The following is a 21,155-nucleotide window of genomic DNA, read 5'->3' as shown; positions in this document are numbered from 1 at the left end:
CGTCTGCCTGGAATCCGCTCTTATGTCGCTCGATATCGTTATCCTCGCCGCCGGCCAAGGCACCCGCATGCGTTCCGCCTTGCCGAAAGTCCTGCACCCGGTTGCCGGCAAAGCCATGCTTGGCCATGTGATCGACACCGCCCGCCTGCTTAAACCGCAAGGCATTCATGTGGTAATCGGCCATGGTGCGGAACTGGTGCGCGAGCGACTGGCGGCGGATGACCTGAATTTCGTGCTGCAGAGCGAGCAACTGGGCACCGGTCATGCCGTAGCCCAGGCACTGCCGGAATTGAGCGCCGAGCGCGTGCTGATTCTCTACGGTGATGTGCCGCTGATCGAAGTGGAAACCTTGCAACGCCTGCTGCAACAAGTCAGCGAGCAGCAGCTGGGGCTGTTGACGGTCAATCTGAAAGACCCGACCGGTTATGGTCGCATCGTTCGCGATGACAGCGGCGTGGTGAAAGCCATCGTCGAGCACAAGGACGCCAGCACCGAGCAGCGCCTGATCAGTGAAGGCAACACCGGCATTCTCGCCGTACCGGGGAAAAAACTGGGCGACTGGCTAGGCCGCCTGTCCAACAGCAACGCCCAGGGCGAGTACTACCTGACTGACGTGATCGCCATGGCCGTGGCCGACGGCCTGGTAGTCGCCACCGAGCAAGCGACTGACGAGATGGAAGTGCTGGGCGCCAATGACCGTATCCAGCTCTCCCAGCTTGAGGGCCACTATCAGCAGCGCTTTGCCAACCGTCTGATGGCGCAAGGCGTCACCCTGATCGACCCGTTCCGCTTTGATGTGCGCGGCGAGGTCAGCGTCGGCCGTGACATCACCATCGATATCAACGTGATCCTCGAAGGCAAGGTGGTGATCGAGGACGACGTACAGATCGGTCCGAACTGCGTGATCAAAAACTCGATCCTGCGCAAAGGTGCCATCGTCAAAGCCAACAGCCATCTGGAAGGTGCCGAAGTGGGCGAGGGCGCCGATTGCGGTCCGTTCGCTCGCCTGCGTCCGGGTTCGGTGCTCGGTGCCCGCGCCCATGTGGGTAACTTCGTCGAGCTGAAGAACGCCAAGCTGGGAGACGGCGCCAAGGCTGGCCATTTGAGCTACCTGGGCGACGCCGAAATCGGTGCGCGGAGCAATATCGGCGCGGGCACCATCACCTGCAATTACGACGGTGCCAACAAGTTCAAGACGGTGCTGGGTGAGGACGTGTTTATCGGCTCCAACAGCGCCCTGGTCGCCCCGGTGACTCTGGGCGACCGCGCCACCACCGGCGCGGGTTCGGTGATTACCGGCGATGTCCCGAATAACACCCTGGCCGTCGGCCGTGCCAAGCAGCGCAATATCGAAGGCTGGAAGCGCCCGACCAAGAAGACCTGATGGAGTTGGCAAGGATGCCTTTACGCAAACGCTGGATAATACCGGCGCTGTTTCTCATCTGGGCCTTGCTGCCTGAGTGGCCGCAGATTCCGGTGCAGGGAGCCAGTGCCCGGGACTGGAATCCGCGCACCTTCTGGTTTGAACCCTGGGGCCGCTCCGGCGTGCACAAGGGCATCGATATCTTCGCCAAACGCGGCACGCCGGTGCGCTCCAGCAGCTATGGGGTGGTGCTGTTTCGCGGTGAAATCGCGCAGGGCGGCAAGGTGGTGGTCGCCCTGGGGCCGAAATGGCGCATTCATTATTACGCCCATCTGCAAACCATCGACGCCTACCCAGGCCAACCGCTGCTGGCCGGCAGCCTGCTGGGCACGGTTGGCGATACAGGTAACGCGCAAGGCAAACCGGCGCACTTGCATTACTCGATTGTCAGCCTGCTGCCGTTGCCTTGGCGTGCCGACGAGTCGACCCAAGGTTGGAAGAAGATGTTTTATCTGGACCCCAACCAGTTTCTGAATACGCGCTGAATTGGCCTGGGCACACCTGCCAGATGTCTATTTCCGCTTGACGAAAAACTTCGGTTAGGTTTTGATTCGCGCCATTATCTTTCGAATCGAAACTTAGCATGTCGAAACGCAACACTCCGCAACGTCGCCACACCATTCTTGCCCTGCTCGCCGAGCAAGGCGAGGTGAGTGTGGATGAGTTGTCGAAGGCGTTCGCCACCTCCGAAGTGACCATTCGCAAAGACCTCGCCGCCCTGGAAAAGAGCGGCCTGCTGCTGCGTCGCTACGGCGGTGCGGTGCCCATGCCGCAGGAACTGATCAGCGATATCCAGCCGATCTCCCAGTACAAGCAGGCCATCGCCCGCGCCGGTGTGGCGCGCATCCGTGAGCATGCGCGGATCATTATCGACAGCGGCACCACCACGGCGGCAATGATTCCGCAACTCGGCCACAAGCCAGGCCTGGTGGTGATGACCAACTCGCTCAATGTGGCCCGCGCGATCAGCGAGCTGGAGCATGAGCCGGTGTTGCTGATGACCGGCGGCACCTGGGACCCGCATTCCGAGTCGTTTCAGGGCCAGGTCGCCGAGCAGGTGTTGCGTTCCTATGATTTCGACCAGCTGTTTATTGGCGCCGATGGCATCGACCTGAACCGTGGCACCACCACCTTCAATGAATTGCTCGGGCTTAGCCGGGTGATGGCAGATGTAGCCCGCGAAGTGGTGGTAATGGTTGAGAGCGACAAGATCGGCCGCAAGATTCCCAACCTGGAGCTGCCCTGGAGCGGCATCCATACCCTGATAACCGACGAACGCCTCAGCCCTGAGGCCCGTGAACAATTGACTGCGCGTGGGATCAAGCTGATCTGCGCGGCTGTTGAAGCTTAAGGAGAAGACTATGTGTGGAATCGTTGGTGCAGTCGCCGAACGTAATATCACTGCCGTGCTGGTTGAAGGCCTCAAACGCCTGGAATACCGCGGTTACGACAGCGCCGGCGTGGCGTTGCTGACGGATCATAACGGCCTCGACCGCCGCCGCCGCGTCGGCAAGGTCAGTGAGCTGGAAAGCGCGCTAAGTGCCGAACCGCTGGCCGGCCGCCTGGGTATCGCCCACACCCGCTGGGCCACCCACGGTGCGCCGAGCGAGCGTAACGCCCACCCGCATTTCTCCAGCCATGATCTGGCGGTGGTGCACAACGGCATTATCGAGAACCACGAAGAGCTTCGTGCCCAGCTCAAGGGCCTGGGTTACGTGTTCAGCTCCGATACCGACACTGAAGTGATCGTGCACCTGCTCGACCACAAGCTGAAAACCCAGCCGGACCTGACCGCAGCGTTGAAAGAGGCGGTCAAGGAACTGCACGGCGCCTACGGCCTGGCGGTGATCAGCGCTAAGCAGCCGGATCGCCTGCTCGCCGCCCGCAGCGGCAGCCCGCTGGTGATCGGCCTGGGTCTGGGCGAGAACTTCCTCGCCTCCGACCAGCTGGCTCTGCGTCAGGTCACCGACCGCTTTATGTACCTGGAAGAAGGCGATATTGCCGAGATCCAGCGCGAAAGCGTGCAGATCTGGAGCGTCGACGGCCAGCCGGTGACGCGTGAGAGCGTGCAATACCACGAAGGTGCGGAAGCCGCCGACAAGGGTGAGTACCGCCACTTTATGCTCAAGGAAATCTTTGAGCAGCCCAAGGTCGTGCAACGCACCCTGGAAGGTCGTCTGGGCACTGACCACGTGCTGGTTCAGGCTTTCGGCCCGCAGGCTGCCGAGCTGTTCGCCAAGGTGCGCAACGTGCAGATCGTCGCCTGCGGCACCAGTTACCACGCCGGCATGGTTGCCCGTTACTGGCTGGAAGGCCTGGCCGGTATCCCCTGCCAGATCGAAGTGGCCAGCGAGTTCCGCTACCGCAAGGTGGTGGTGCAGCCGGACACCCTGTTTGTCAGCATCTCCCAGTCCGGCGAAACTGCCGATACCCTGGCCGCCCTGCGCAACGCCAAGGAAAATGCACCGGAGAAGGGTGGCTACCTGGCCAGCCTGGCCATCTGCAACGTCGGTATCAGCTCCCTGGTGCGCGAATCTGACCTGACCCTGCTGACTCAGGCCGGCCCGGAAATCGGCGTGGCTTCGACCAAGGCCTTCACCACCCAGCTGGTCGCGCTGATGCTGCTGACCCTGTCCCTCGGCCAGGTGCGTGGCACCCTGGATAAAGGTCTCGAAGCCGAGCTGGTCGACGAACTGCGTCGCCTGCCAACCCGTCTGGGCGAAGCCCTGGCCATGGACAGCGTGGTTGAGAAGGTCTCCGAACTGTTCGCCGAGAAGCACCACAGCCTGTTCCTCGGTCGTGGCGCGCAGTACCCGGTGGCGATGGAAGGCGCGCTCAAGCTCAAGGAAATCTCCTATATCCACGCCGAAGCCTACCCGGCCGGCGAGCTCAAGCACGGCCCGTTGGCCCTGGTGGACAGCGATATGCCGGTGGTCACCGTGGCGCCGAACAACGAGCTGCTGGAAAAGCTCAAATCCAACCTGCAGGAAGTGCGCGCCCGTGGCGGCGAGCTGGTGGTGTTTGCCGACGAGCAGGCGGGCATGAGCAATGGTGAGGGCACCCACGTGGTGAACATGCCGCATATCCACGACGCCCTCGCGCCGATCCTCTACACCATTCCGCTGCAGCTGCTGTCGTACTACGTCGCCGTGCTCAAAGGCACCGACGTCGACCAGCCGCGCAACCTTGCCAAGAGCGTAACGGTTGAGTAAGCAGGGGCGGGCCGATGCGGCGTGAAGATATAAAGAGTAAGCAGGCGCAGGGCGTGCTCTTTGATACCCATATCATCGCCAACCCGGCCAACACCCGGGAATGGATCGTGCTGTTGAAGAAAGGCGCAGGCACCAGCTTCTTTCTGGTCGATGACCAGGAGCAGGTGGAGTCCTTCGCCGACCTTAATGGCCTGATCGAAGAGCTGCGCCTACTCGGTATCAAGGGCGCGGAGATTCATCTTTAAGCAGACAGTTAGTCGTCCGCTGACCTGAACAGGTGACGATGCTCGGCGTTGTATAGCGCCGAGTCGGCGAACTGTTCGGCGTGCAGCACGCGGCCGACGAGGATCAGCGCGGTACGGCGAAAGCCTTTGGCGCGCACTTGTTCTTCGATGGTGGCCAGGGTGCCGCTGACCCAATCCTGGTCCGGCCAGCTGGCGCGATGCACCACGGCAATCGGGCAATCCGCGCCGTAATGCGGCAGCAGCTCAGTGACTATCTTGCTCAGATGTACCACACCCAGGTGGATGGCCATGGTCGCGCCGTGGCGCGCCAAGTCGCCCAGTGCCTCGCCCTCGGGCATGTTCGACTTGCTCGCGTAGCGCGTGAGAATCAGTGTCTGCGACACCTCGGGCAGGGTCAGTTCGCTTTCCAGCAGGGCGGCGCAGGCCGCAGTGGCAGTCACCCCAGGGATGATCTCGAAGGCAATGCCCAGCCGGCGCAGGTGACGGATCTGCTCGCCAATCGCGCCATACAGCGACGGGTCGCCGGAATGCACGCGGGCCACATCCTGGCCTTTGTCTTGGGCCTGGCGGATCAGCTCGATGATTTCATCCAGATGCAGCTCGGCGGTGTTGATCACCTGCTCGGCGCTATGGCCTTCGAGTACCGCTGCCGGCACCAGCGAGCCGGCGTAGAGAATCACCGGACAGCTACGCAGCAGGCGCTGGCCTTTGACGGTGATCAGCTCGGGGTCGCCGGGGCCGGCGCCGATAAAGTAGACGGTCATGACAAATCCTTGGGTGCAATCGACGCCAGGGCGCAGGTGGCGCTGGCGTTGCGGGTTTTCTCGCCGAGTAGACGGGCCGGTTGGCCGCCCACGCGTTCAGCCAGGGCCAGGGCGCTGGGTTCCGCGACGGCCGGGCTGCCGGTGGCGGCCAGGGTGAGCGGCGAGCCTTGAATATCGTGCTGATAAGGCTGCAGTTCGGCTGCGCTAAAGCAGCTCAGCTGTAGACTAAGGCGCTGGGCCAATGCCAGCAGGCCCGGCTCGTCGCGTTTATGCGCGATGCTGGCCAGCCCCGCCAGGTTATCCACAGTCAGGCCATGCGCCTGCAGGCTGTGCAGCAGCAGGCTGAGCAAGTCCTCCACACTGCAGCCACTGCGGCAGCCCAATCCGGCAACCACCTGAACGGCGGCAGCGGGGGGGCGAGGGGCGTGGCTGGGGATCATCTGCGGCGCTCGGTGTGTGCGGCGGCGTAGCTCAACATGGCGGCCGGCACCGGTCAACCGCGATTGACCGGCCGCCATGGCCTGCGTAGCCTTGTCGCGTTCGAGGTTCTTCGTGGGCATGCCCATGAAGCTAAGAGGGAACAAGGTGAATGCCTTGGCTGCCCCCGCAACTGTAAACGACTCGTCCCCTTGCGTTGTTCTGCCGCCCAAGCGCTGCAGCACAACAGCCACTGCGTAAGCGCGGGAAGGCGAAGGGATTAGCCGGCGTATCTACGCCAGCCCGGTCGTGAGCCAGGAGACCTGCCTCGTCACGCTTTCGACAACCGGGCGGGGTGATCCGGTGGTGTTGGCTGACGCCCCGTGGCTGTCATGTCTGTGCCGCCTCCTGCTCGTCTTTCTTTCGACGTCACGCAGGACTCGCCATGCAAACCCTCGCCAAACTTCCCGTCACCATCGTTACCGGCTTTCTCGGCGCCGGCAAAACCACCTTGCTGCGGCATATGCTCGGCCACGCCGACGGGCGGCGCATCGCGGTGATCGTCAACGAGTTCGGCGAGCTGGGCATCGACGGCGAAATCCTCAAGCAGTGCTCCATCGGTTGCAGCGAAGAAGAAGCCAACGGCCGCATCTTCGAACTGGCCAACGGCTGCCTGTGCTGCACCGTGCAGGAAGAGTTCTTCCCGGTGATGCGCGAGCTGGTGGCGCGTCGCGGTGAGCTGGACCATATCCTCATTGAAACCTCCGGCCTGGCCCTGCCCAAGCCGCTGGTACAGGCCTTTAACTGGCCGGAAATCCGCAACGCCTGCACAGTGGACGCGGTAATCACCGTGGTCGACAGCCCGGCCGTGGCCGCAGGCACCTTCGCCGCCTTCCCTGATCAGGTCGATGCGCAGCGCAAGCTCGACCCCAATCTCGACCACGAATCGCCGCTGCACGAGCTGTTCGCCGATCAGCTGGCCAGCGCCGACCTGGTAATCCTCAACAAGGCCGACCTGCTCGACGCCGCCGCTTTGGCTGCCGTGCGTGCCGAAGTGGCCGAGGAGCTGCCGCCCGCAGTGAAAATCATCGAAGCCCATGGCGGCGAGCTGCCGCTGGACGTGCTGCTGGGCCTGAACTGCGAGACCGAGCTGCATATCGAGGGCTGCAAGACCCACCATGACCTGGAAGGCCATGAAGACCACGATCACGACGAGTTCGCCTCGTTCCACCTGGAACTGCCTGAAGCCGAGGAAGCCCGTCTGCTGCAAGTGCTGAAGGATGCGGTCAGCAAACACGGCATTTTGCGCATCAAGGGTTTTGCGGCGATTCCCGGCAAGCCGATGCGCCTGCTGCTGCAAGGCGTCGGTCAACGTTTCGACAAACACTTCGACCGCGCCTGGCAGGCGGATGAGCCGCGTATCACTCGCCTGGTGGTGATTGGCCAGACGTTGAATCAGGCCACTATCGAAGCCGAGCTTAACGCCGCGCTGGCAGGTTAAGCCCGCATGCACCTGCTGCGTACCCAGCCCGGCAGCCAGCTGCCGGTCGACAGCATTGCCGACCTCGGCCAGACCCCGGCCGAGCTGGTGATTCTGTGCACCGGCGATTCGCACCTGTCGTTGCTGGCCGAAGTGGCGCGGCAGTTGCCGGCGGATTACCCGAGCCTGCGTCTGGCCAGCCCGGCACAGCTGAGCAATCACGCCTCGGTGGATCTCTACGTCGAGCAGGTGTTGCAGCACGCCAAGGTCATACTGATTTCCGTGCACGGCGGCGTCAGTTACTGGCGCTACGGCATCGAGCGGTTGGTAGAACTGGCCGAGCGCGGTGCGCAGGTGATTATGGTGCCGGGTTGCGACAACCCTGATCCGGAGCTGATGGCCTTGAGCACTGTGCCAGTGACCGAGGCCGAGCGGCTTTGGCAGTTTCTGCGGCAGGGCGGCGCGGGCAATGCGCTGCAGCTGTTCAATTGCATCGCCAGCCAGTGGTTGCAGCGCGATTATTCTTGGGCAGAACCGCAGCCGCTGCCACGCGTTGGCCTGTATCACCCGCACTTGGCCAATCCGAGCCTGGCCGATTGGCAAGCCAGCTGGCAGGTTGATGCGCCGGTGGCGGCGCTGTTGTTCTACCGCACCCAGGTGCAGGCGGCGAATACCGGGTTTATCGATGTGTTCTGCCAGCGCTTGCAGGCCCAGGGTCTTAATCCGCTGCCGATTGCCGTGGCCAGCCTTAAGGAGGCTGCCTGCCTGGCCCAGGTTGAAGACTGGCTGGACCAAGCCGATGCCCGCCTGATTATCAACACCACGGCCTTTGCACTGTCCAACCCGGAAGCGCCGAGCGCACGGCCTTTTCGCCGCGATATCCCGGTGCTGCAAGCCATCTGCTCGCTGGATAACCATGAACAGTGGCAAGCCAATGCCCAGGGCCTGGGGTCCCGTGACCTGGCCATGCATATCGTGCTGCCTGAGCTGGACGGCCGGCTGATCACTCAGCCGATTAGCTTCAAGGGTCTGGCCTGGCGCAGCGAGCGCAGCCAGAGCGATGTGGTCTGTTACCAGCCCCATCTACCGGGGATGGATTTCGTCGCCGAGCTGGCGCGCAACTGGATTGCTCTGGCGCGCAAACACAATGCCGACAAGCGCATCGCCTTGGTGCTGGCCAACTACCCGACTCGCGATGGGCGCATCGGTAATGGCGTTGGCCTGGATACCCCGGCGGCGGCGCTAAATATCCTCAAGGCGCTGCAACAGCAGGACTACCCGGTTGCAGGGTTGCCCGACAGCGGCACCGCGCTGATCCACCAGTTGCTCGGCGGCGTGACCAATGAGCTGGACAGCCGCGACGCGCGCCCCTGCGCCCAGAGCCTGGCGCTGGATGAGTATCTGGCGTTCTTCCACAGCCTGCCGCAAGCCAATCAGCAGGCGGTGCGCGAGCGCTGGGGCGAGCCGCAGCAGGACCCTATGTTCCGCAGCGGTCGGCTGATGATCGCCGGCCTGCGTTTTGGTTTGACCTTTGTCGGCATCCAGCCGGCGCGCGGTTATCAGCTGGATGCGGCGGCGGTGTATCACGACCCGGATTTGGTGCCGCCGCACGGCTACCTGGCGTTCTACTGCTGGCTGCGCCGGGCCTTTGCTTGTGATGCGGTGATCCATGTCGGCAAACACGGCAATCTGGAATGGCTGCCGGGCAAGAGCGTCGGTCTTTCCGAACAATGCTGGCCGAGCGCGATTCTCGGCCCGCTGCCGAATATCTACCCCTTTATCGTCAACGATCCGGGCGAGGGCGCCCAGGCCAAACGGCGTACCCAGGCGGTGATTATCGACCACCTGATGCCGCCGCTGACCCGCGCGGAAAGCTACGGCCCATTGCGCGATCTGGAGCGCCTGGCCGACGAATACTACGAAGCCAGCCAACTCGACCTGCGCCGCGCCGCCGAGCTGCGCGGCGAGATCCTGCTCAAGGTGCGCGAGGCCAGTCTCGACCGTGAGCTGGGCCTGCAACTCAACGCAGACCCCAATAGCTGGCTGCCGCAGCTGGATGCCTACCTGTGCGACCTCAAGGAATCGCAGATCCGCGATGGCTTGCACGTATTTGGCGAATCACCCGCTGGAACGCTACGCCGCGACACCCTGCTGGCCCTGCTGCGCATTCCCCGGGGCGACGGCCAGGGCGGCAATGCCAGCCTGCTGCGCGTCCTGGCCCGCGACCTTCAGCTGGATTTTGATCCCCTCGATTGCGAAATGGCCGCGCCCTGGCTGGGTCCGCGTCCGGCCGTGCTGGCAGAGCTGAGCGATGACAGCTGGCGCAGCGCGGGCGATACCCGTGAACGTCTGGAGTTGCTGGCCTTGCAGCTGATCGGCGCGGCGAATTTTGCATCCGTTGGCATTGAAAGCACCCAGGTGCTGCAACGCCTGCGTGAGCAGATCGCGCCACTGCTGGATGCCTGCGGCCCGGCCGAAATGCACGGGTTGCTCGCGGCGCTAAGCGGGCGTTTTGTCCCGGCTGGGCCGAGTGGCGCACCCAGTCGCGGGCGGCTGGATGTGCTGCCCACCGGGCGCAATTTCTACAGCGTCGATGTGCGCAACTTGCCCACGCCAACCGCCTGGCGTATCGGCGTGCAGGCGGCGGATCGCCTGCTGGAGCGGCATCTGCAGGACCACGGTGACCACCTGCGTCAGCTCGGCCTGTCGATGTGGGGCACGGCGACCATGCGCACCGGCGGCGACGATATGGCCCAGGCCCTGGCGCTGATGGGCGTGCGCCCGGTGTGGCAGGCGGGCAGCCAGCGCGTCGAGCGCTTTGAGGTGTTGCCGCTGGCGCAGCTCGGCCGCCCGCGCGTGGACGTGACCCTGCGCGTGTCCGGGTTCTTCCGTGATGCCTTTAGCAACCTGATCCGTCTGTTCGATGACGCGGTGCAGGCGGTGGTGGATCTCGATGAGCCAGAAGACATGAACCCACTGTCGGCGCGGGTCTGGCGCGAATCCCTGACCCTGCAGGACAGCGGCCTGGATGAAGCCGAGGCGCGTAAGCAGGCCGGTTGGCGAGTGTTCGGTTCCAAGCCAGGTGCCTATGGCGCGGGCGTGCAGAACGCCATCGAAGAACGCCTGTGGCAAACCCGCGAGGACCTCGCCGAGGTCTACCTGAACTGGGGCGGTTACGCCTACGGCACCCACAGTGAAGGCACCCCGGCGCGCGCGCAGTTCGCCGAGCGCCTGGAGCAGATGCAGGCGGTGCTGCACAACCAGGACAACCGCGAGCACGACATCCTCGATTCCAACGACTACTACCAGTTCCAGGGCGGCATGCTCGCGGCGGTGGAAACCCTGCGCGGCGCCAAGGTGGCCAGCTATCACGGCGACAACAGCCAGCCCGACACCCCACGTATTCGCACCCTGAAGGAAGAACTCAACCGCGTGGTGCGCGCCCGTGCGGCCAATCCCAAGTGGATCGACGGCATGAAGCGCCATGGCTACAAGGGCGCGTTCGAGTTGGCGGCGACCATCGACTACCTGTTCGCCTTCGATGCCACCAGCGAACTGGTCGACGATCATCAGTACGCACTGCTCACCGATGCCTATCTGCTCGACAAAAGCACCCGCGACTTTATCCAGCAGCACAACCCCGGCGCCCTGCAGGATATCCTCGAACGCCTGCTCGAAGCCCAGCAACGTGGCCTCTGGCAGCACCCTGGCGAGTACCGCGAAGCCCTGGAAAACCTGCTGATCGATAGTGAGGAAGCATGAGCGAGAGCAAACAGCCACACCAAGCGATGTCGCAACGCTTGCGACATCGCTTGGTGAGTTGGTGGCGCAGGCCAGTTACCCGCAAGGAGCGCATCGGCGCCGCCGGTATCGGCCTGTTTGGTGGTTTCTGGCTGGGCCTGCTGGCTGGCCTGGTTCTCGGCCCGCTGCCAACTCCGCTGGTTGACCTGTTTATCTGGGCAGGGCTCGGTGCCTGCGTCGGTGCGGTGCTGGGCGCCATCTGGCCAAAAGTTATTGGCATCGTCTTGCTGCCCTTTGCCGTGTTCGGCATCGGCCAGTGACCCTTCATCTTTTAGCGAAACGGACTCTGCCATGACCGATAGCCACTTTCCCCTCGCCGCCGTGGTCGCCGCCGATGACCTGAAACTGGCGCTGTGCCTGGCGGCCATCGATCCGGCGATTGGCGGCGTGCTGATCGAAGGCCCACGCGGCATGGCCAAATCGACCCTGGCCCGTGGCCTGGCTGATCTGCTGGCCAGCGGCACCTTTGTCACCCTGCCGCTGGGTGCGAGCGAGGAGCGCATCGTCGGCACCCTCGATCTTGACGCTGCCCTGGGCGAAGGTCGCGCGCAGTTTTCTCCGGGCTTGCTGGCCAAGGCCAATGGCGGCGTGCTGTATGTCGATGAGGTCAATCTGCTGCCCGATCATCTGGTCGACCTGCTGCTGGATGCTGCCGCCAGCGGGGTCAACCATATCGAGCGCGACGGCATCTCCCATCGGCACGCCGCGCGCTTTGTGCTGATCGGCACCATGAACGGCGAGGAGGGCGAGCTGCGCCCGCAACTGCTGGATCGCTTCGGCCTTAACCTGGCCCTGGACGCCCAGCCGCAACCGGCCCAGCGCGCCGAGATCGTCCGCCGCCGGCTGGCCTTTGATGCAGACCCGCAGGCCTTTCTGCAGCGCTGGCAAGCGCAGCAGGATGAACTGCGCGAACGCTGCCAGAGCGCCCGTCAGCGCCTGGCGGCGATTCCGCTGGATGACGCCGCGCTGGAGCAGATCAGCCAGCGCTGTTTTGCCGCCGCCGTCGATGGCCTGCGTGCCGATCTGGTCTGGCTGCGCGCCGCCCGTGCGCATGCCGCCTGGCGCGGTGCCGAATGTATTGAGTCGGTGGATATCGATGCGGTGGCCGATTTTGTGCTGCGTCATCGTCGCCGGCACAATCCGCCGCCTGCCGCGCAGCCGCCGCAGCCGCAAGCGCAATCCGACAACAGCGCCACCAGCGAGCAGCCACAAGCGCCGCAAGGCGAAGGCCAGTGGGGTGAATTACCCGCTCAGGCGCAGAGCTTCGGCGTACGGCGTGAACCGCCGCGCTGGGCAAAAAAGCCCTAGGCATCCGCCCGCGCACAGCCCCAGGCGCGGATGCCCGGGCCGCTCCCGGCACACTCGGCAATGGTCGTAATGGCGCCAGTCGCAGTGGCGCGACGGGTCGTATCGACTGGCCGGCGAGCCTGCTTAAAGGCCGTCCGCGCACTCGGAAGGATTTGCTGCTGCGTCCACGCAGCGCCAAGTCGGCTGAACTCTGGCTGGTGATAGTCGATGCCTCGGCCTCGACTCGCCGCCATGGTGCGCTAAGCAAGGCCAAGGGGCTGCTCAGTGAAGTATTCGAACAGGCGCGCCGGCAACGCGCGCGCTTGGCATTGCTGCACGCCACCGGCCGCCAGGCGCAATGGCTCTGGCAGGGGCAGAAAGCCTCCCAGGCCTTGCAGCAGTGGCTGACCGAACTGGGCGCGGGTGGCGGCACGCCGTTGCTGGCGGCCGTGCAGCAGGCCGCCGACTGGCAGGCGCGGCGACAGCGGCTGCATCCGACCGAGCGTCAGCGTGTGTTGATCATCACCGATGGCCGCTTGCGCGATTGGCCGGCGTTAACCCCGAGCGCCTGCCCGGCGCTGCTGGTGGATATCGAAAGTGCACCGATCCGCCTCGGCCGCGCCCGCCAATTGGCCGCCGAGTTAGGTGCCGATTACCGACATATCGATTCGCTGCCGACACTGGCCGGCAGCCTGGAGACAGCCTTATGAAAACCCTGTTGATAATCGGCATCGGCGCCGGCGACCCGGACTACCTGACCGTGCAGGCGATCAACGCGCTCAACCGCACGGACGTGTTCTTCCTGATGGACAAGGGCAGCACAAAGGACAGCCTGATCGGCCTGCGCAAGACCATCTGCGAGCGCTTTATCCAGGGCCGCGACTACCGCTTTGTCAGCGCCGACTGCCCGGAGCGGGTGCGCGATGTGCCGGACTATCGCGGCAGTGTGGTCGATCTGAATCAGGACAAGCAGCAGGTGTTCGAAGGCATGATTCGCGAGCAGATGAGCGAGGGCGAAACCGGCGCCTTTCTGGTCTGGGGCGACCCGGCGCTGTACGACAGTACCCTGCGCATCGTCGAACAGATCGTGGCCAACAGCAGCGAACAGATTGCGTACGAAGTGATCCCCGGTATCACCAGTCTGCAAGCCCTGGCGGCCAAGCATAAGGTCTGCTTTAACAGCATCGGCCAGGCCTTCCAGATCACCCCGGCCCGCCGCCTGGCCGAAGGCGGCTTTCCAGACGGGTTTGACAGCGTGTTGGTCATGCTCGACGCCCAGGACACCTACCAGCGCTTTGTTGACCAGCCCATGCATATCTACTGGGGCGCCTATATCGGCACCCCAGATGAAGTGCTGATTGCCGGCCCGCTGGCCGAAGTGGCTGAGACTATCCGCAGCCGCCGCGCCGAGCTGCGTGAGCAGCATGGCTGGATTATGGATAGCTATCTGCTGCGCAAGCTCGCTCCTTAACTCGGACGATAAACGCGCCGTCTGTCCTGCGTTCCAGTCGCAACTGGCTGGATTATCCCCAAGGCCGTAATATCCGCGGCCCTCGTTATCTCGCCACGCCCCACAGGGCATGGCTTTTGGGCCATTTATGAAAGCAAAACGTCTACGCGCCGATGTTCTGGCCGGGCTTACCACCTCGTTTGCCCTGGTGCCCGAGTGCATCGCCTTCGCCCTGGTGGCCCAGCTCAATCCGCTGATGGGGCTCTATGGGGCCTTTATCATCTGCACCCTGACCGCTCTGTTCGGCGGGCGCCCGGGCATGGTGTCCGGTGCCGCCGGGTCGATGGCGGTGGTGATAGTCGCGCTGGTGGTGCAACACGGCGCGCAGTACCTGCTCGCCACCGTGTTGCTCGGCGGATTGCTGATGACCGCCTTCGGCCTGCTGCGCCTGGGCAAGCTGATCCGCATGGTGCCGCACTCGGTGATGCTTGGCTTCGTCAACGGCCTGGCGATCATCATCGCCCTGGCCCAGCTGGAGCACTTCAAGGATGGCGAGGCCTGGCTCAGCGGTAATGCGCTGTACCTGATGCTCGGGCTGGTGGCGCTGACCATGGCCATCGTCTACCTGCTGCCGCGCCTGACCCGCAGCGTGCCGCCGGCGCTGGTGGCGATCCTCGGCGTAGGCCTGGCGGTGTACCTGCTGGGCCTGCCGACCCACACCCTGGGCGATATGGCGCACATCGCTGGCGGCCTGCCGGAATTTGCCCTGCCGCAGGTGCCCTGGACCCTGGAAACCCTACGCATCATCGCGCCCTACGCGATATTGATGGCCCTGGTCGGCCTGCTGGAAACCCTGCTGACCCTAAACCTGACCGACGAGATCACCGAGAGCCGTGGCTATCCAGACCGCGAGTGCGTGACCCTGGGCGCGGCCAATATGGCCTCCGGGTTGTTCGGCGGCATGGGCGGCTGCGCGATGATCGGGCAGACCGTAATCAACCTCAGCTCCGGCGGTCGCGGGCGCCTTTCCGGTGTGGTCGCCGGGGTGATGATCCTGCTGTTTGTGCTGTTTCTCTCGCCGCTGATCGAGCTTATCCCGCTGGCCGCGTTGGTCGGGGTGATGTTCGTGGTGTCGCAGCAGACCTTCGCCTGGGCCTCGCTGCGGGTGCTGAACAAGGTGCCGCGCAACGATGTGCTGGTGATCATCGCCGTGACCACCATCACCGTGTTCACCGACCTGGCCACCGCCGTGCTCTGCGGCATCATCATCGCCGCGCTCAACTTCGCCTGGCAGCACGCCCGCGAGCTGTACGCCGAGAGCCATCTGCAGGACGACGGCAGCAAGCTCTACAGCCTGCATGGCACGCTGTTCTTCGCCTCGACCACGCCCTTTCTCAACCAGTTCGACCCGGCTGGCGACCCCGCCCACGTGACCCTCGACTGCCGCCATCTGAGCTTCGTCGACTACTCGGCCATCGCCGCGCTAAAAACCCTGCGCGAGCGCTACAGCAAAGCCGGCAAACACCTGCGCGTGCTGCACCTGTCCGAGCGCTGCAAACAACTGCTTAAACGCTCGGGTGCGCATCACGATTGAGGGCGAAGCAAGGGGTTGTGGTGGGGCGGTGCAAGAGGGGAAGTACGTTTGATCTGAGGGGGACAAGCAGAGCCTTATCCACCTTTAACGCTTAGATGAGTAGCCTGCAGGTTGGTTAACCGCACAGGCTACGAGGTGCTGACAGTTTCGATTACTTCGCCAGTTCGCACTTCTGCAGGTGCGCTTGGGCGGTTGCTTCCGGGATCACTTCCAGCTTGGCGCCACCTACGAATAGACCCATCTTGATGGACTGACGCACATAGTGGTTCTGCCCGGCGACGGCCATCAGGTTGATGGTGTTGTCGCTGAACTCGGACTCGGTGGCGAGAACGCGGTTACCTGGGTTGACCAGGCGGTAGAAGTAGGTGCGGTTGGCCGTTTCACCAATCACTTCGCCATCGATCTTGAGGGTTTTTTTCAGCCCTTGGCCGGCAAAGCTGTCGCGATAGATATACAGCCCGGCTTGATCCGCTGGTGGTGCGGGGAAGGACTTCAGTGCGGCGTCTGCCGAAGGGGTGTCCATCGGCACGGAAGCGCAACCGGAAAGAACGGCAATGCCGAGTGCGGCGATAAACAGCTTGAAGCGGTTTTGCATGGGAAATCCTTTTCAGGGTCAGAGTGAATAGCTTTAGACAACCAGGCCTATAGGCCTTGGCGGCGCGATTATGTCAGATAGCCATCATTGTTTGCGATGTCAGTTAAGGGCACCTGTTTAAGCGCTTCGCACGCCATGGGCGCACCCGGAGTTTCACTCCTGTGGATAACTCCGCGGCGTATATACCCACTCCCCACCTTCGGCACGGGGGAAGCGGCAGGTCTGGCTGGAGCCGATGATGACCAGGGTGCGCATATCGACCATTTCCGGGGTGAGTTCGCCTAGGGTAAGGCTGCGCAGGGTTTCGCCGGGGCGGCCGATATCGCGGCCTAGGACCACCAGAGTTTCCGGCATGCGTTGCTGGCGGACGATGTCCAGGGCAGAGCCGAGCTGCCAGGGGCGGGCTTTGGAGATGGGGTTGTAGAAGGCCATTACCAGGTCGGCGGCGGCGGCGTGGGCCAGGCGCTTTTCGATAATGGCCCAGGGCTTGAGGTTGTCCGACAGGGAGATCAGGCAGAAGTCGTGGCCCAGCGGCGCGCCAGCCTTGGCGGCGGTGGCCAGTGCGGCGGAAACGCCGGGGAATACCTGTAGATCGACCCGTTGCCATTCGGCGTCGGTGGACTCGTGCAGGGCTTCCAGCACGGCGGCGGCCATGGCAAATACGCCGGGGTCGCCGGACGACACCACCACCACGCGCCGACCGCTGGCGGCCAGCTCAAAGGCATGGCGGGCGCGCTGCATTTCTTCACGGTTATCGGTGCAGTGGCGCACCTGCTCCGGGCGCAGTGGGCCGGCCATATTGATATAGGCTTCGTAGCCGAGCAGGTCCTGCGCTTCATCCAGCGCCTGGCGCGCGGCGGGCACCATAAATTCGGCAGCACCGGGGCCGAGGCCAATCACCGTCAGGCGGCCACGGGGGCGGCCGAGCTGGCTGGCATCGATCGGCGCAGCGCCCAGTAGCAGGCGCAGGTTGGCATGCTGGCTGTGCAGCGGCGGCAGTTGCTGGGTGTCGTCGACAAAGCGCAGCGGCAATTTGAGCTGTGCAGCGGCGTGGTGCAGGTCGGCGTTGGCCATCAGCGCTGGCGCGGCCAGCAGGCAGGCCAGGCTCTGCGGAGCAAGGCTGCTGCTATCTAGCGCCTGTTGCAGTTCGCTGAGTAAATCGGCGCTGGCGCGCTCGACCCAAACGGCCACTTGTTGTGGGTGGATCAGCAGTTCATCGGCGTTGGCCGCGCGGCTATGTGGGCTGATATGGATCACCCGATTGGCGTGGTTATCCACCGGCAGTTTGGCCTGGGCCAACCAGGGCGCGTCACCCTCGATACGTACCGCCTGGCCGCCGAGCAGGTCGCTGACAAAACCTTTGCCCTGCTCAAGATCGGCCAGCACATAGCCGGCCGGTGGCTCCAGCAGGCAGGTGCCAAAACGCAATTCACCGCTGGTGGTAATCGCGGCGTTGACGCCCAGGTGCGCAGCCAGCTCCCGCGCCATCCGGTTGACCCCGCCCAGGCCGCCAAGCAGCGGCACCACGGCGCTGCCGTCTTCGGCCACGGCCAGTACGGGCGGTTCGCTGTCTTTCTCGCCGAGCACGGCGGCCAAGCTGCGAATGGCTATGCCGGCGGCGCACAGCACGATCAGCGGCGTGCCGGCGCGGTACAGCGTGCGCAGGGTGTCGCCAAAGTCCTCATAAGTGCGCTCAACGTCCGTCACTCGGCTGCCCAGACCGTGGATGTCGGCCTGTGAATACAGCGTCTGGATGCGCCGGGCGCAGGGCAGGGCGGAGGGGCCGAGGATGATGATGGCGGGAGCGGCGGTCATAAGGTGTTCCATAGTGGGAGGGGGCGCGGTTGGCGGATCAACCGCGCCATTTCTCGCCGGGAATTACGATCATCGAGAAGTACGGCGAAGACATTGGCTCCACTTCATCCAGCGGCACAATGCGTTGGTTGCCCATGGTTGCGCGTTCGACGTAGTGGGCGCGCTGGTCGATGCCCAGTTCCTGCAGCACGCGGCGGACTTTCTCGAAGTTGCGCCCGAGTTTCATGATCACGGCGGCCTCGGCGCTGTGCAGGCGCTGCTTGAGTTCGGCTTCGGGCAGCACGCCGGAGAGCACGCTCAAGCTCTGGTTTCGGTACACCAGCGGGGTGCCGAGCACCGAGGCGCAGCCGAGCATGGAGCAGACGCCGGGCACCACTTCCACCTGGTACTGCGCGGCCAGGCGGTCGTGCAGGTACATATAGGAGCCGTAGAAGAACGGGTCGCCCTCGCAGATCACCGCCACGTCCTGGCCGGCGTCGAGCCGGGCGGCGATCTGCACCGCGCAGGTGTCGTAGAAATCGCTGATCACATCTTCATAGGAAAGCGGCGCGGCGAGTTTTTCCGTGGTCACCGGGTACACCAGCGGCAGGCGCTGCTGGGTGTCGGTCAGGTGCTGTTCGATAATGCCGAAGGCGTTGCCGCCCTGGCCTTTGTTGGCTTTGGCCTTGGCGACAAAGTAGCCAACCACCGCCGCCGATTGCAGTAGGCGCAGGGCCTTGAGGGTGATCAGTTCGGGGTCGCCAGGGCCGACGCCGATGCCGAGCAAGCGGCCTTTTTGCACACTCATCACTCCACCTCCGTGGCCAGGGCGTTGACCGCCGCCACCGCCATGGCGCTGCCGCCGCGGCGGCCGCGCACGATCACATAGGGCACGCCGCGGCTGTCGGCAGCGAGGGCGTCCTTGGATTCCGCCGCGCCGATAAAGCCCACCGGCATGCCGATAATCAGCGCCGGTTTTGGCGCGCCGGCGTCGAGCATTTCCAGTAGGTAAAACAGCGCGGTAGGGGCGTTGCCGATCACCACCACGCTGCCTTCCAGATGCTCGCGCCAATGTTCCAATGCGACTGCCGAACGGGTATTACCCAGTGCGCGGGCCTGCTCAATCACGCCGTCGTTATGCAGGGTGCAGATCACCGGGTTGTTGGCTGCCAGGCGCGGACGGGTGATGCCTTCGGCGACCATCCGCGCATCGCAGAGAATCGCCGCGCCCTTGGCCAGCGCGGCGCGGCCGGCGGCACCGGCACCGGGGGAGAAGCGCAGGTCCTGCACCACATCGACCATGCCGCAGGCGTGGATAACCCGCACGGCGAGCTTTTCCAGATCTGCCGGAATGGCGCTTAGGTCAGCCTCGGCGCGGATGGTGGCAAACGACTGGCGGTAGATTTCCTGGCCGTCGCGGATGTACTCAAGCATCGCTGTTTCCTGTTGCGCAGTGGGCGGCGAACCAGTCGCCGGCCTCGTCGATGGTCATGGCGCTGGCCTGCAGTTGACCGAAACCGGCCGCCTCGGGCGTGCGTTGATAAAGCTGGTAATGCCCGGCGCTGCTGGCCAGCAGGGTAAAGGGCGCGGTATGTGCGGCGGCGCAGGAGCGTGGGCAGGCGCTTAGGTGTACATGCGGGCGCGCCGTGCTGGCGCGCAGGCGCTCGGCCAAGCGCAGAGCGTCAGCCTTGCTGTCTGCCAGGCCTTTGCCGCAGGCGGCTGAGCCGGTGCAGGCGATCAGATTACTCAAGGGTTCCTGCGCATCGGTCAGCAGGCCGAGTTCGACCAACGCGTGCAGCAGCCGGTCGGCCGAGTGCGCGGGGATATTCGGCAGCAACAGACCCTGCCAGGGCGTTAGACGCAGGCTGGTATCGCCGTGGTGCTCAGCTAGATCGGCCAGTGCTTTGAGTTGCGTGGCGTCGATTCGCCCGAGGCGCGAGGCGGCGGCGACCATGCGCAGGCCGCTTTGCTGCTGCGGATAAATACCAATGGGTGCGCGTTGGCTGACTGGTTTGCGTTGCCAGTCGGTCGGCGGCGCTTGCACGGCAAAGGGCAGGCGCGCTTGCAGTTGTTGCAGCAGTTGGTTGGGGGCAATTACGGCGAGCAGTTGGCGCATCCGGCTATGTTCATTACCCGCCAGCTGGAGAAACAGCTGCAGCAGCTGTTCCACCAGCGGCACGGCTTGCTCAACGTCGACCACCCCCAGCGGTTGATCACCCGGGCAACCGGCCAGGCCAAAGGCCAGTCGGGCTGGCGAGCCGGGTAGGGCGCTAAGCCAGATATCGTGGGGATGTTCGAGCATGGCCAGGGTTTCGCCGCCGTCCAGCTGAATGGCGAACTTGGCCGACAAACCATGCAGCGCCGGGGTGGTTTGCAGCAGGTCGAGCAGCGCGGCGGCCAGCGGGCGGGTGTCGAGCCGTGCGTGCGGGTCGAGGCCGGCGGCGGGGCTAAGCAGCAGGTTGCGCACATCGTCGGCAGCCGGGTTGCTCGGGCCCAGGCCGGCGGCCAGCAGGCGCTCGATCAACTCGGCCTGCTGGCCTGGCAGTACGCCACGAATCTGCAGATTGCTGCGGTTGGTCAGCTCCAGCACGCCGCTGGCGCAGCGCTCGGCGGCCTCGGCGATGGCTCGAGCCTGTTGGCTGCTAAGTACGCCGCCGGCCAGCTTGACCCGGCAGATGCCACCGTCCAGCGCCGGAACGATACGCAGCAGGCCAGGGCACGCCGATCCCGGTTTTTCGGGGCGTGGGGCAGGTATCTCGACAGTGGTGGCAAGGTCGCGCAACGGTTTCACCAGCAACAAAGACGCGGCGACCGAACCAGCGAAATCCGCCCACAGGGGATTTCATGGCATCGGTACACCCCGCCCGATGTTGGCACTCGCGACTAGCGTCGTCGGCAGGTCTCCTGGCTGACAGGTCGTTATCTGCCGCGGCCTTCCCGGTTACCCAGTGGCACAGTTGCGGCAGACTCGCTGTTTACAGTTGCGGGGGCAGCTCGGTCACGATCAGCGGATCGCTCCGGATTCCCTCTTAGGCCCTATGCACAATGGCGGCGGGCACCGACGAAGGCGCTATTATGCCCGCTTTGTTTGAC

General features: G+C 64.3%; 19 protein-coding genes and 2 riboswitches. Of the genes, 12 read left to right on the top strand and 7 right to left on the bottom strand.

The window, feature by feature from the left end; genetic code table 11:
- Nucleotides 1–22: 22 nt before the first annotated feature.
- The 5 genes from glmU to ACQ4LH_RS00575 all read left to right on the top strand — a co-directional run bounded on the left by glmU (nt 23) and on the right by ACQ4LH_RS00575 (nt 4,880).
- On the top strand, nt 23–1,384 hold the full coding sequence (gene glmU / locus ACQ4LH_RS00595; RefSeq protein ID WP_430695374.1) for a bifunctional UDP-N-acetylglucosamine diphosphorylase/glucosamine-1-phosphate N-acetyltransferase GlmU: 1,362 nt from the start codon (nt 23–25) through the stop codon (nt 1,382–1,384).
- A gap of 14 nt (nt 1,385–1,398) precedes the next feature.
- Nucleotides 1,399–1,908 (top strand): M23 family metallopeptidase, encoded by a 510-nt coding sequence (locus ACQ4LH_RS00590; RefSeq protein WP_430695373.1) that lies wholly within the window; start codon nt 1,399–1,401, stop codon nt 1,906–1,908.
- Nucleotides 1,909–2,006: 98 nt separating this feature from the next.
- The gene (locus ACQ4LH_RS00585; protein WP_430695371.1) at nt 2,007–2,774 is read left to right on the top strand and encodes a DeoR/GlpR family DNA-binding transcription regulator; all 768 of its coding nucleotides are present in this window, start codon (nt 2,007–2,009) and stop codon (nt 2,772–2,774) included.
- Nucleotides 2,775–2,784: 10 nt separating this feature from the next.
- Complete coding sequence (glmS, locus tag ACQ4LH_RS00580; RefSeq protein ID WP_430695369.1) at nt 2,785–4,635, top strand: glutamine--fructose-6-phosphate transaminase (isomerizing); 1,851 nt, start codon at nt 2,785–2,787, stop codon at nt 4,633–4,635.
- A gap of 14 nt (nt 4,636–4,649) precedes the next feature.
- Complete coding sequence (locus ACQ4LH_RS00575; RefSeq protein ID WP_275960039.1) at nt 4,650–4,880, top strand: hypothetical protein; 231 nt, start codon at nt 4,650–4,652, stop codon at nt 4,878–4,880.
- A gap of 8 nt (nt 4,881–4,888) precedes the next feature.
- Here ACQ4LH_RS00575 and cobM read toward each other — a convergent pair whose 3' ends face one another.
- Nucleotides 4,889–5,644 (bottom strand): precorrin-4 C(11)-methyltransferase, encoded by a 756-nt coding sequence (cobM, locus tag ACQ4LH_RS00570; RefSeq protein ID WP_430695368.1) that lies wholly within the window; start codon nt 5,642–5,644, stop codon nt 4,889–4,891.
- Nucleotides 5,641–6,204 (bottom strand): cobalamin biosynthesis protein, encoded by a 564-nt coding sequence (locus ACQ4LH_RS00565; protein WP_430695367.1) that lies wholly within the window; start codon nt 6,202–6,204, stop codon nt 5,641–5,643. Before ACQ4LH_RS00565 ends, cobM begins: the two co-directional genes overlap by 4 nt.
- Nucleotides 6,171–6,407: riboswitch (cobalamin riboswitch) on the top strand. It overlaps the preceding gene by 34 nt.
- Before the next feature lie 99 nt (nt 6,408–6,506).
- On the opposite strand from ACQ4LH_RS00565, the gene cobW reads away from it, so the two are divergent.
- The 7 genes from cobW to ACQ4LH_RS00530 all read left to right on the top strand — a co-directional run bounded on the left by cobW (nt 6,507) and on the right by ACQ4LH_RS00530 (nt 15,673).
- On the top strand, nt 6,507–7,562 hold the full coding sequence (gene cobW, locus ACQ4LH_RS00560) for a cobalamin biosynthesis protein CobW (protein WP_430695366.1): 1,056 nt from the start codon (nt 6,507–6,509) through the stop codon (nt 7,560–7,562).
- 6 nt (nt 7,563–7,568) lie between these two features.
- Nucleotides 7,569–11,303 (top strand): cobaltochelatase subunit CobN, encoded by a 3,735-nt coding sequence (cobN, locus tag ACQ4LH_RS00555; RefSeq protein WP_430695365.1) that lies wholly within the window; start codon nt 7,569–7,571, stop codon nt 11,301–11,303.
- On the top strand, nt 11,300–11,602 hold the full coding sequence (locus ACQ4LH_RS00550) for a hypothetical protein (RefSeq protein ID WP_430695364.1): 303 nt from the start codon (nt 11,300–11,302) through the stop codon (nt 11,600–11,602). Before cobN ends, ACQ4LH_RS00550 begins: the two co-directional genes overlap by 4 nt.
- A gap of 31 nt (nt 11,603–11,633) precedes the next feature.
- On the top strand, nt 11,634–12,650 hold the full coding sequence (locus ACQ4LH_RS00545) for an ATP-binding protein (protein WP_430695363.1): 1,017 nt from the start codon (nt 11,634–11,636) through the stop codon (nt 12,648–12,650).
- A 2-nt stretch (nt 12,651–12,652) separates the two neighbouring features.
- Nucleotides 12,653–13,339 (top strand): vWA domain-containing protein, encoded by a 687-nt coding sequence (locus ACQ4LH_RS00540; protein WP_430695743.1) that lies wholly within the window; start codon nt 12,653–12,655, stop codon nt 13,337–13,339.
- Complete coding sequence (cobF, locus tag ACQ4LH_RS00535) at nt 13,336–14,100, top strand: precorrin-6A synthase (deacetylating) (RefSeq protein WP_430695362.1); 765 nt, start codon at nt 13,336–13,338, stop codon at nt 14,098–14,100. The genes ACQ4LH_RS00540 and cobF overlap by 4 nt, the downstream gene beginning before the upstream one ends.
- Nucleotides 14,101–14,227: 127 nt before the next feature.
- A complete protein-coding gene (locus ACQ4LH_RS00530) occupies nt 14,228–15,673 on the top strand; it encodes a SulP family inorganic anion transporter (protein WP_430695361.1) in 1,446 nt (481 codons plus the stop codon).
- A 151-nt stretch (nt 15,674–15,824) separates the two neighbouring features.
- On the opposite strand, the gene ACQ4LH_RS00525 is transcribed toward ACQ4LH_RS00530, so the two are convergent.
- The 5 genes from ACQ4LH_RS00525 to cobG form a co-directional block, all read right to left on the bottom strand.
- The gene (locus ACQ4LH_RS00525) at nt 15,825–16,268 is read right to left on the bottom strand and encodes a DUF2846 domain-containing protein (protein WP_430695360.1); all 444 of its coding nucleotides are present in this window, start codon (nt 16,266–16,268) and stop codon (nt 15,825–15,827) included.
- Between the two features lie 153 nt (nt 16,269–16,421).
- The gene (gene cobJ, locus ACQ4LH_RS00520; protein WP_430695359.1) at nt 16,422–18,083 is read right to left on the bottom strand and encodes a precorrin-3B C(17)-methyltransferase; all 1,662 of its coding nucleotides are present in this window, start codon (nt 18,081–18,083) and stop codon (nt 16,422–16,424) included.
- A gap of 37 nt (nt 18,084–18,120) precedes the next feature.
- Nucleotides 18,121–18,873, bottom strand: a complete 753-nt coding sequence (locus tag ACQ4LH_RS00515; RefSeq protein WP_430695358.1) for a precorrin-2 C(20)-methyltransferase — start codon at nt 18,871–18,873, stop codon at nt 18,121–18,123.
- Complete coding sequence (locus tag ACQ4LH_RS00510; protein ID WP_090251038.1) at nt 18,870–19,496, bottom strand: precorrin-8X methylmutase; 627 nt, start codon at nt 19,494–19,496, stop codon at nt 18,870–18,872. Before ACQ4LH_RS00510 ends, ACQ4LH_RS00515 begins: the two co-directional genes overlap by 4 nt.
- Nucleotides 19,489–20,844, bottom strand: a complete 1,356-nt coding sequence (cobG, locus tag ACQ4LH_RS00505; protein WP_430695357.1) for a precorrin-3B synthase — start codon at nt 20,842–20,844, stop codon at nt 19,489–19,491. Before cobG ends, ACQ4LH_RS00510 begins: the two co-directional genes overlap by 8 nt.
- A gap of 95 nt (nt 20,845–20,939) precedes the next feature.
- Nucleotides 20,940–21,140: riboswitch (cobalamin riboswitch) on the bottom strand.
- Between the last annotated feature and the right edge of the window lie 15 nt (nt 21,141–21,155).

Source organism: Pseudomonas peli (assembly GCF_050563605.1).
Classification (GTDB): domain Bacteria; phylum Pseudomonadota; class Gammaproteobacteria; order Pseudomonadales; family Pseudomonadaceae; genus Aquipseudomonas; species Aquipseudomonas peli_A.
This window is presented reverse-complemented; position numbering and strand designations above follow the sequence as displayed.

What these genes read in the sequence shown, in the direction of transcription:
- glmU (WP_430695374.1), top strand. Translation starts at nt 23, where the DNA reads ATGTCGCTCGATATCGTTATCCTCGCCGCCGGCCAAGGCACCCGCATG.
- ACQ4LH_RS00590 (WP_430695373.1), top strand. Translation starts at nt 1,399, where the DNA reads ATGCCTTTACGCAAACGCTGGATAATACCGGCGCTGTTTCTCATCTGG.
- ACQ4LH_RS00585 (WP_430695371.1), top strand. Translation starts at nt 2,007, where the DNA reads ATGTCGAAACGCAACACTCCGCAACGTCGCCACACCATTCTTGCCCTG.
- glmS (WP_430695369.1), top strand. Translation starts at nt 2,785, where the DNA reads ATGTGTGGAATCGTTGGTGCAGTCGCCGAACGTAATATCACTGCCGTG.
- ACQ4LH_RS00575 (WP_275960039.1), top strand. Translation starts at nt 4,650, where the DNA reads ATGCGGCGTGAAGATATAAAGAGTAAGCAGGCGCAGGGCGTGCTCTTT.
- cobM (WP_430695368.1), bottom strand. Translation starts at nt 5,644, where the DNA reads ATGACCGTCTACTTTATCGGCGCCGGCCCCGGCGACCCCGAGCTGATC.
- ACQ4LH_RS00565 (WP_430695367.1), bottom strand. Translation starts at nt 6,204, where the DNA reads ATGCCCACGAAGAACCTCGAACGCGACAAGGCTACGCAGGCCATGGCG.
- cobW (WP_430695366.1), top strand. Translation starts at nt 6,507, where the DNA reads ATGCAAACCCTCGCCAAACTTCCCGTCACCATCGTTACCGGCTTTCTC.
- cobN (WP_430695365.1), top strand. Translation starts at nt 7,569, where the DNA reads ATGCACCTGCTGCGTACCCAGCCCGGCAGCCAGCTGCCGGTCGACAGC.
- ACQ4LH_RS00550 (WP_430695364.1), top strand. Translation starts at nt 11,300, where the DNA reads ATGAGCGAGAGCAAACAGCCACACCAAGCGATGTCGCAACGCTTGCGA.
- ACQ4LH_RS00545 (WP_430695363.1), top strand. Translation starts at nt 11,634, where the DNA reads ATGACCGATAGCCACTTTCCCCTCGCCGCCGTGGTCGCCGCCGATGAC.
- cobF (WP_430695362.1), top strand. Translation starts at nt 13,336, where the DNA reads ATGAAAACCCTGTTGATAATCGGCATCGGCGCCGGCGACCCGGACTAC.
- ACQ4LH_RS00530 (WP_430695361.1), top strand. Translation starts at nt 14,228, where the DNA reads ATGAAAGCAAAACGTCTACGCGCCGATGTTCTGGCCGGGCTTACCACC.
- ACQ4LH_RS00525 (WP_430695360.1), bottom strand. Translation starts at nt 16,268, where the DNA reads ATGCAAAACCGCTTCAAGCTGTTTATCGCCGCACTCGGCATTGCCGTT.
- cobJ (WP_430695359.1), bottom strand. Translation starts at nt 18,083, where the DNA reads ATGACCGCCGCTCCCGCCATCATCATCCTCGGCCCCTCCGCCCTGCCC.
- ACQ4LH_RS00510 (WP_090251038.1), bottom strand. Translation starts at nt 19,496, where the DNA reads ATGCTTGAGTACATCCGCGACGGCCAGGAAATCTACCGCCAGTCGTTT.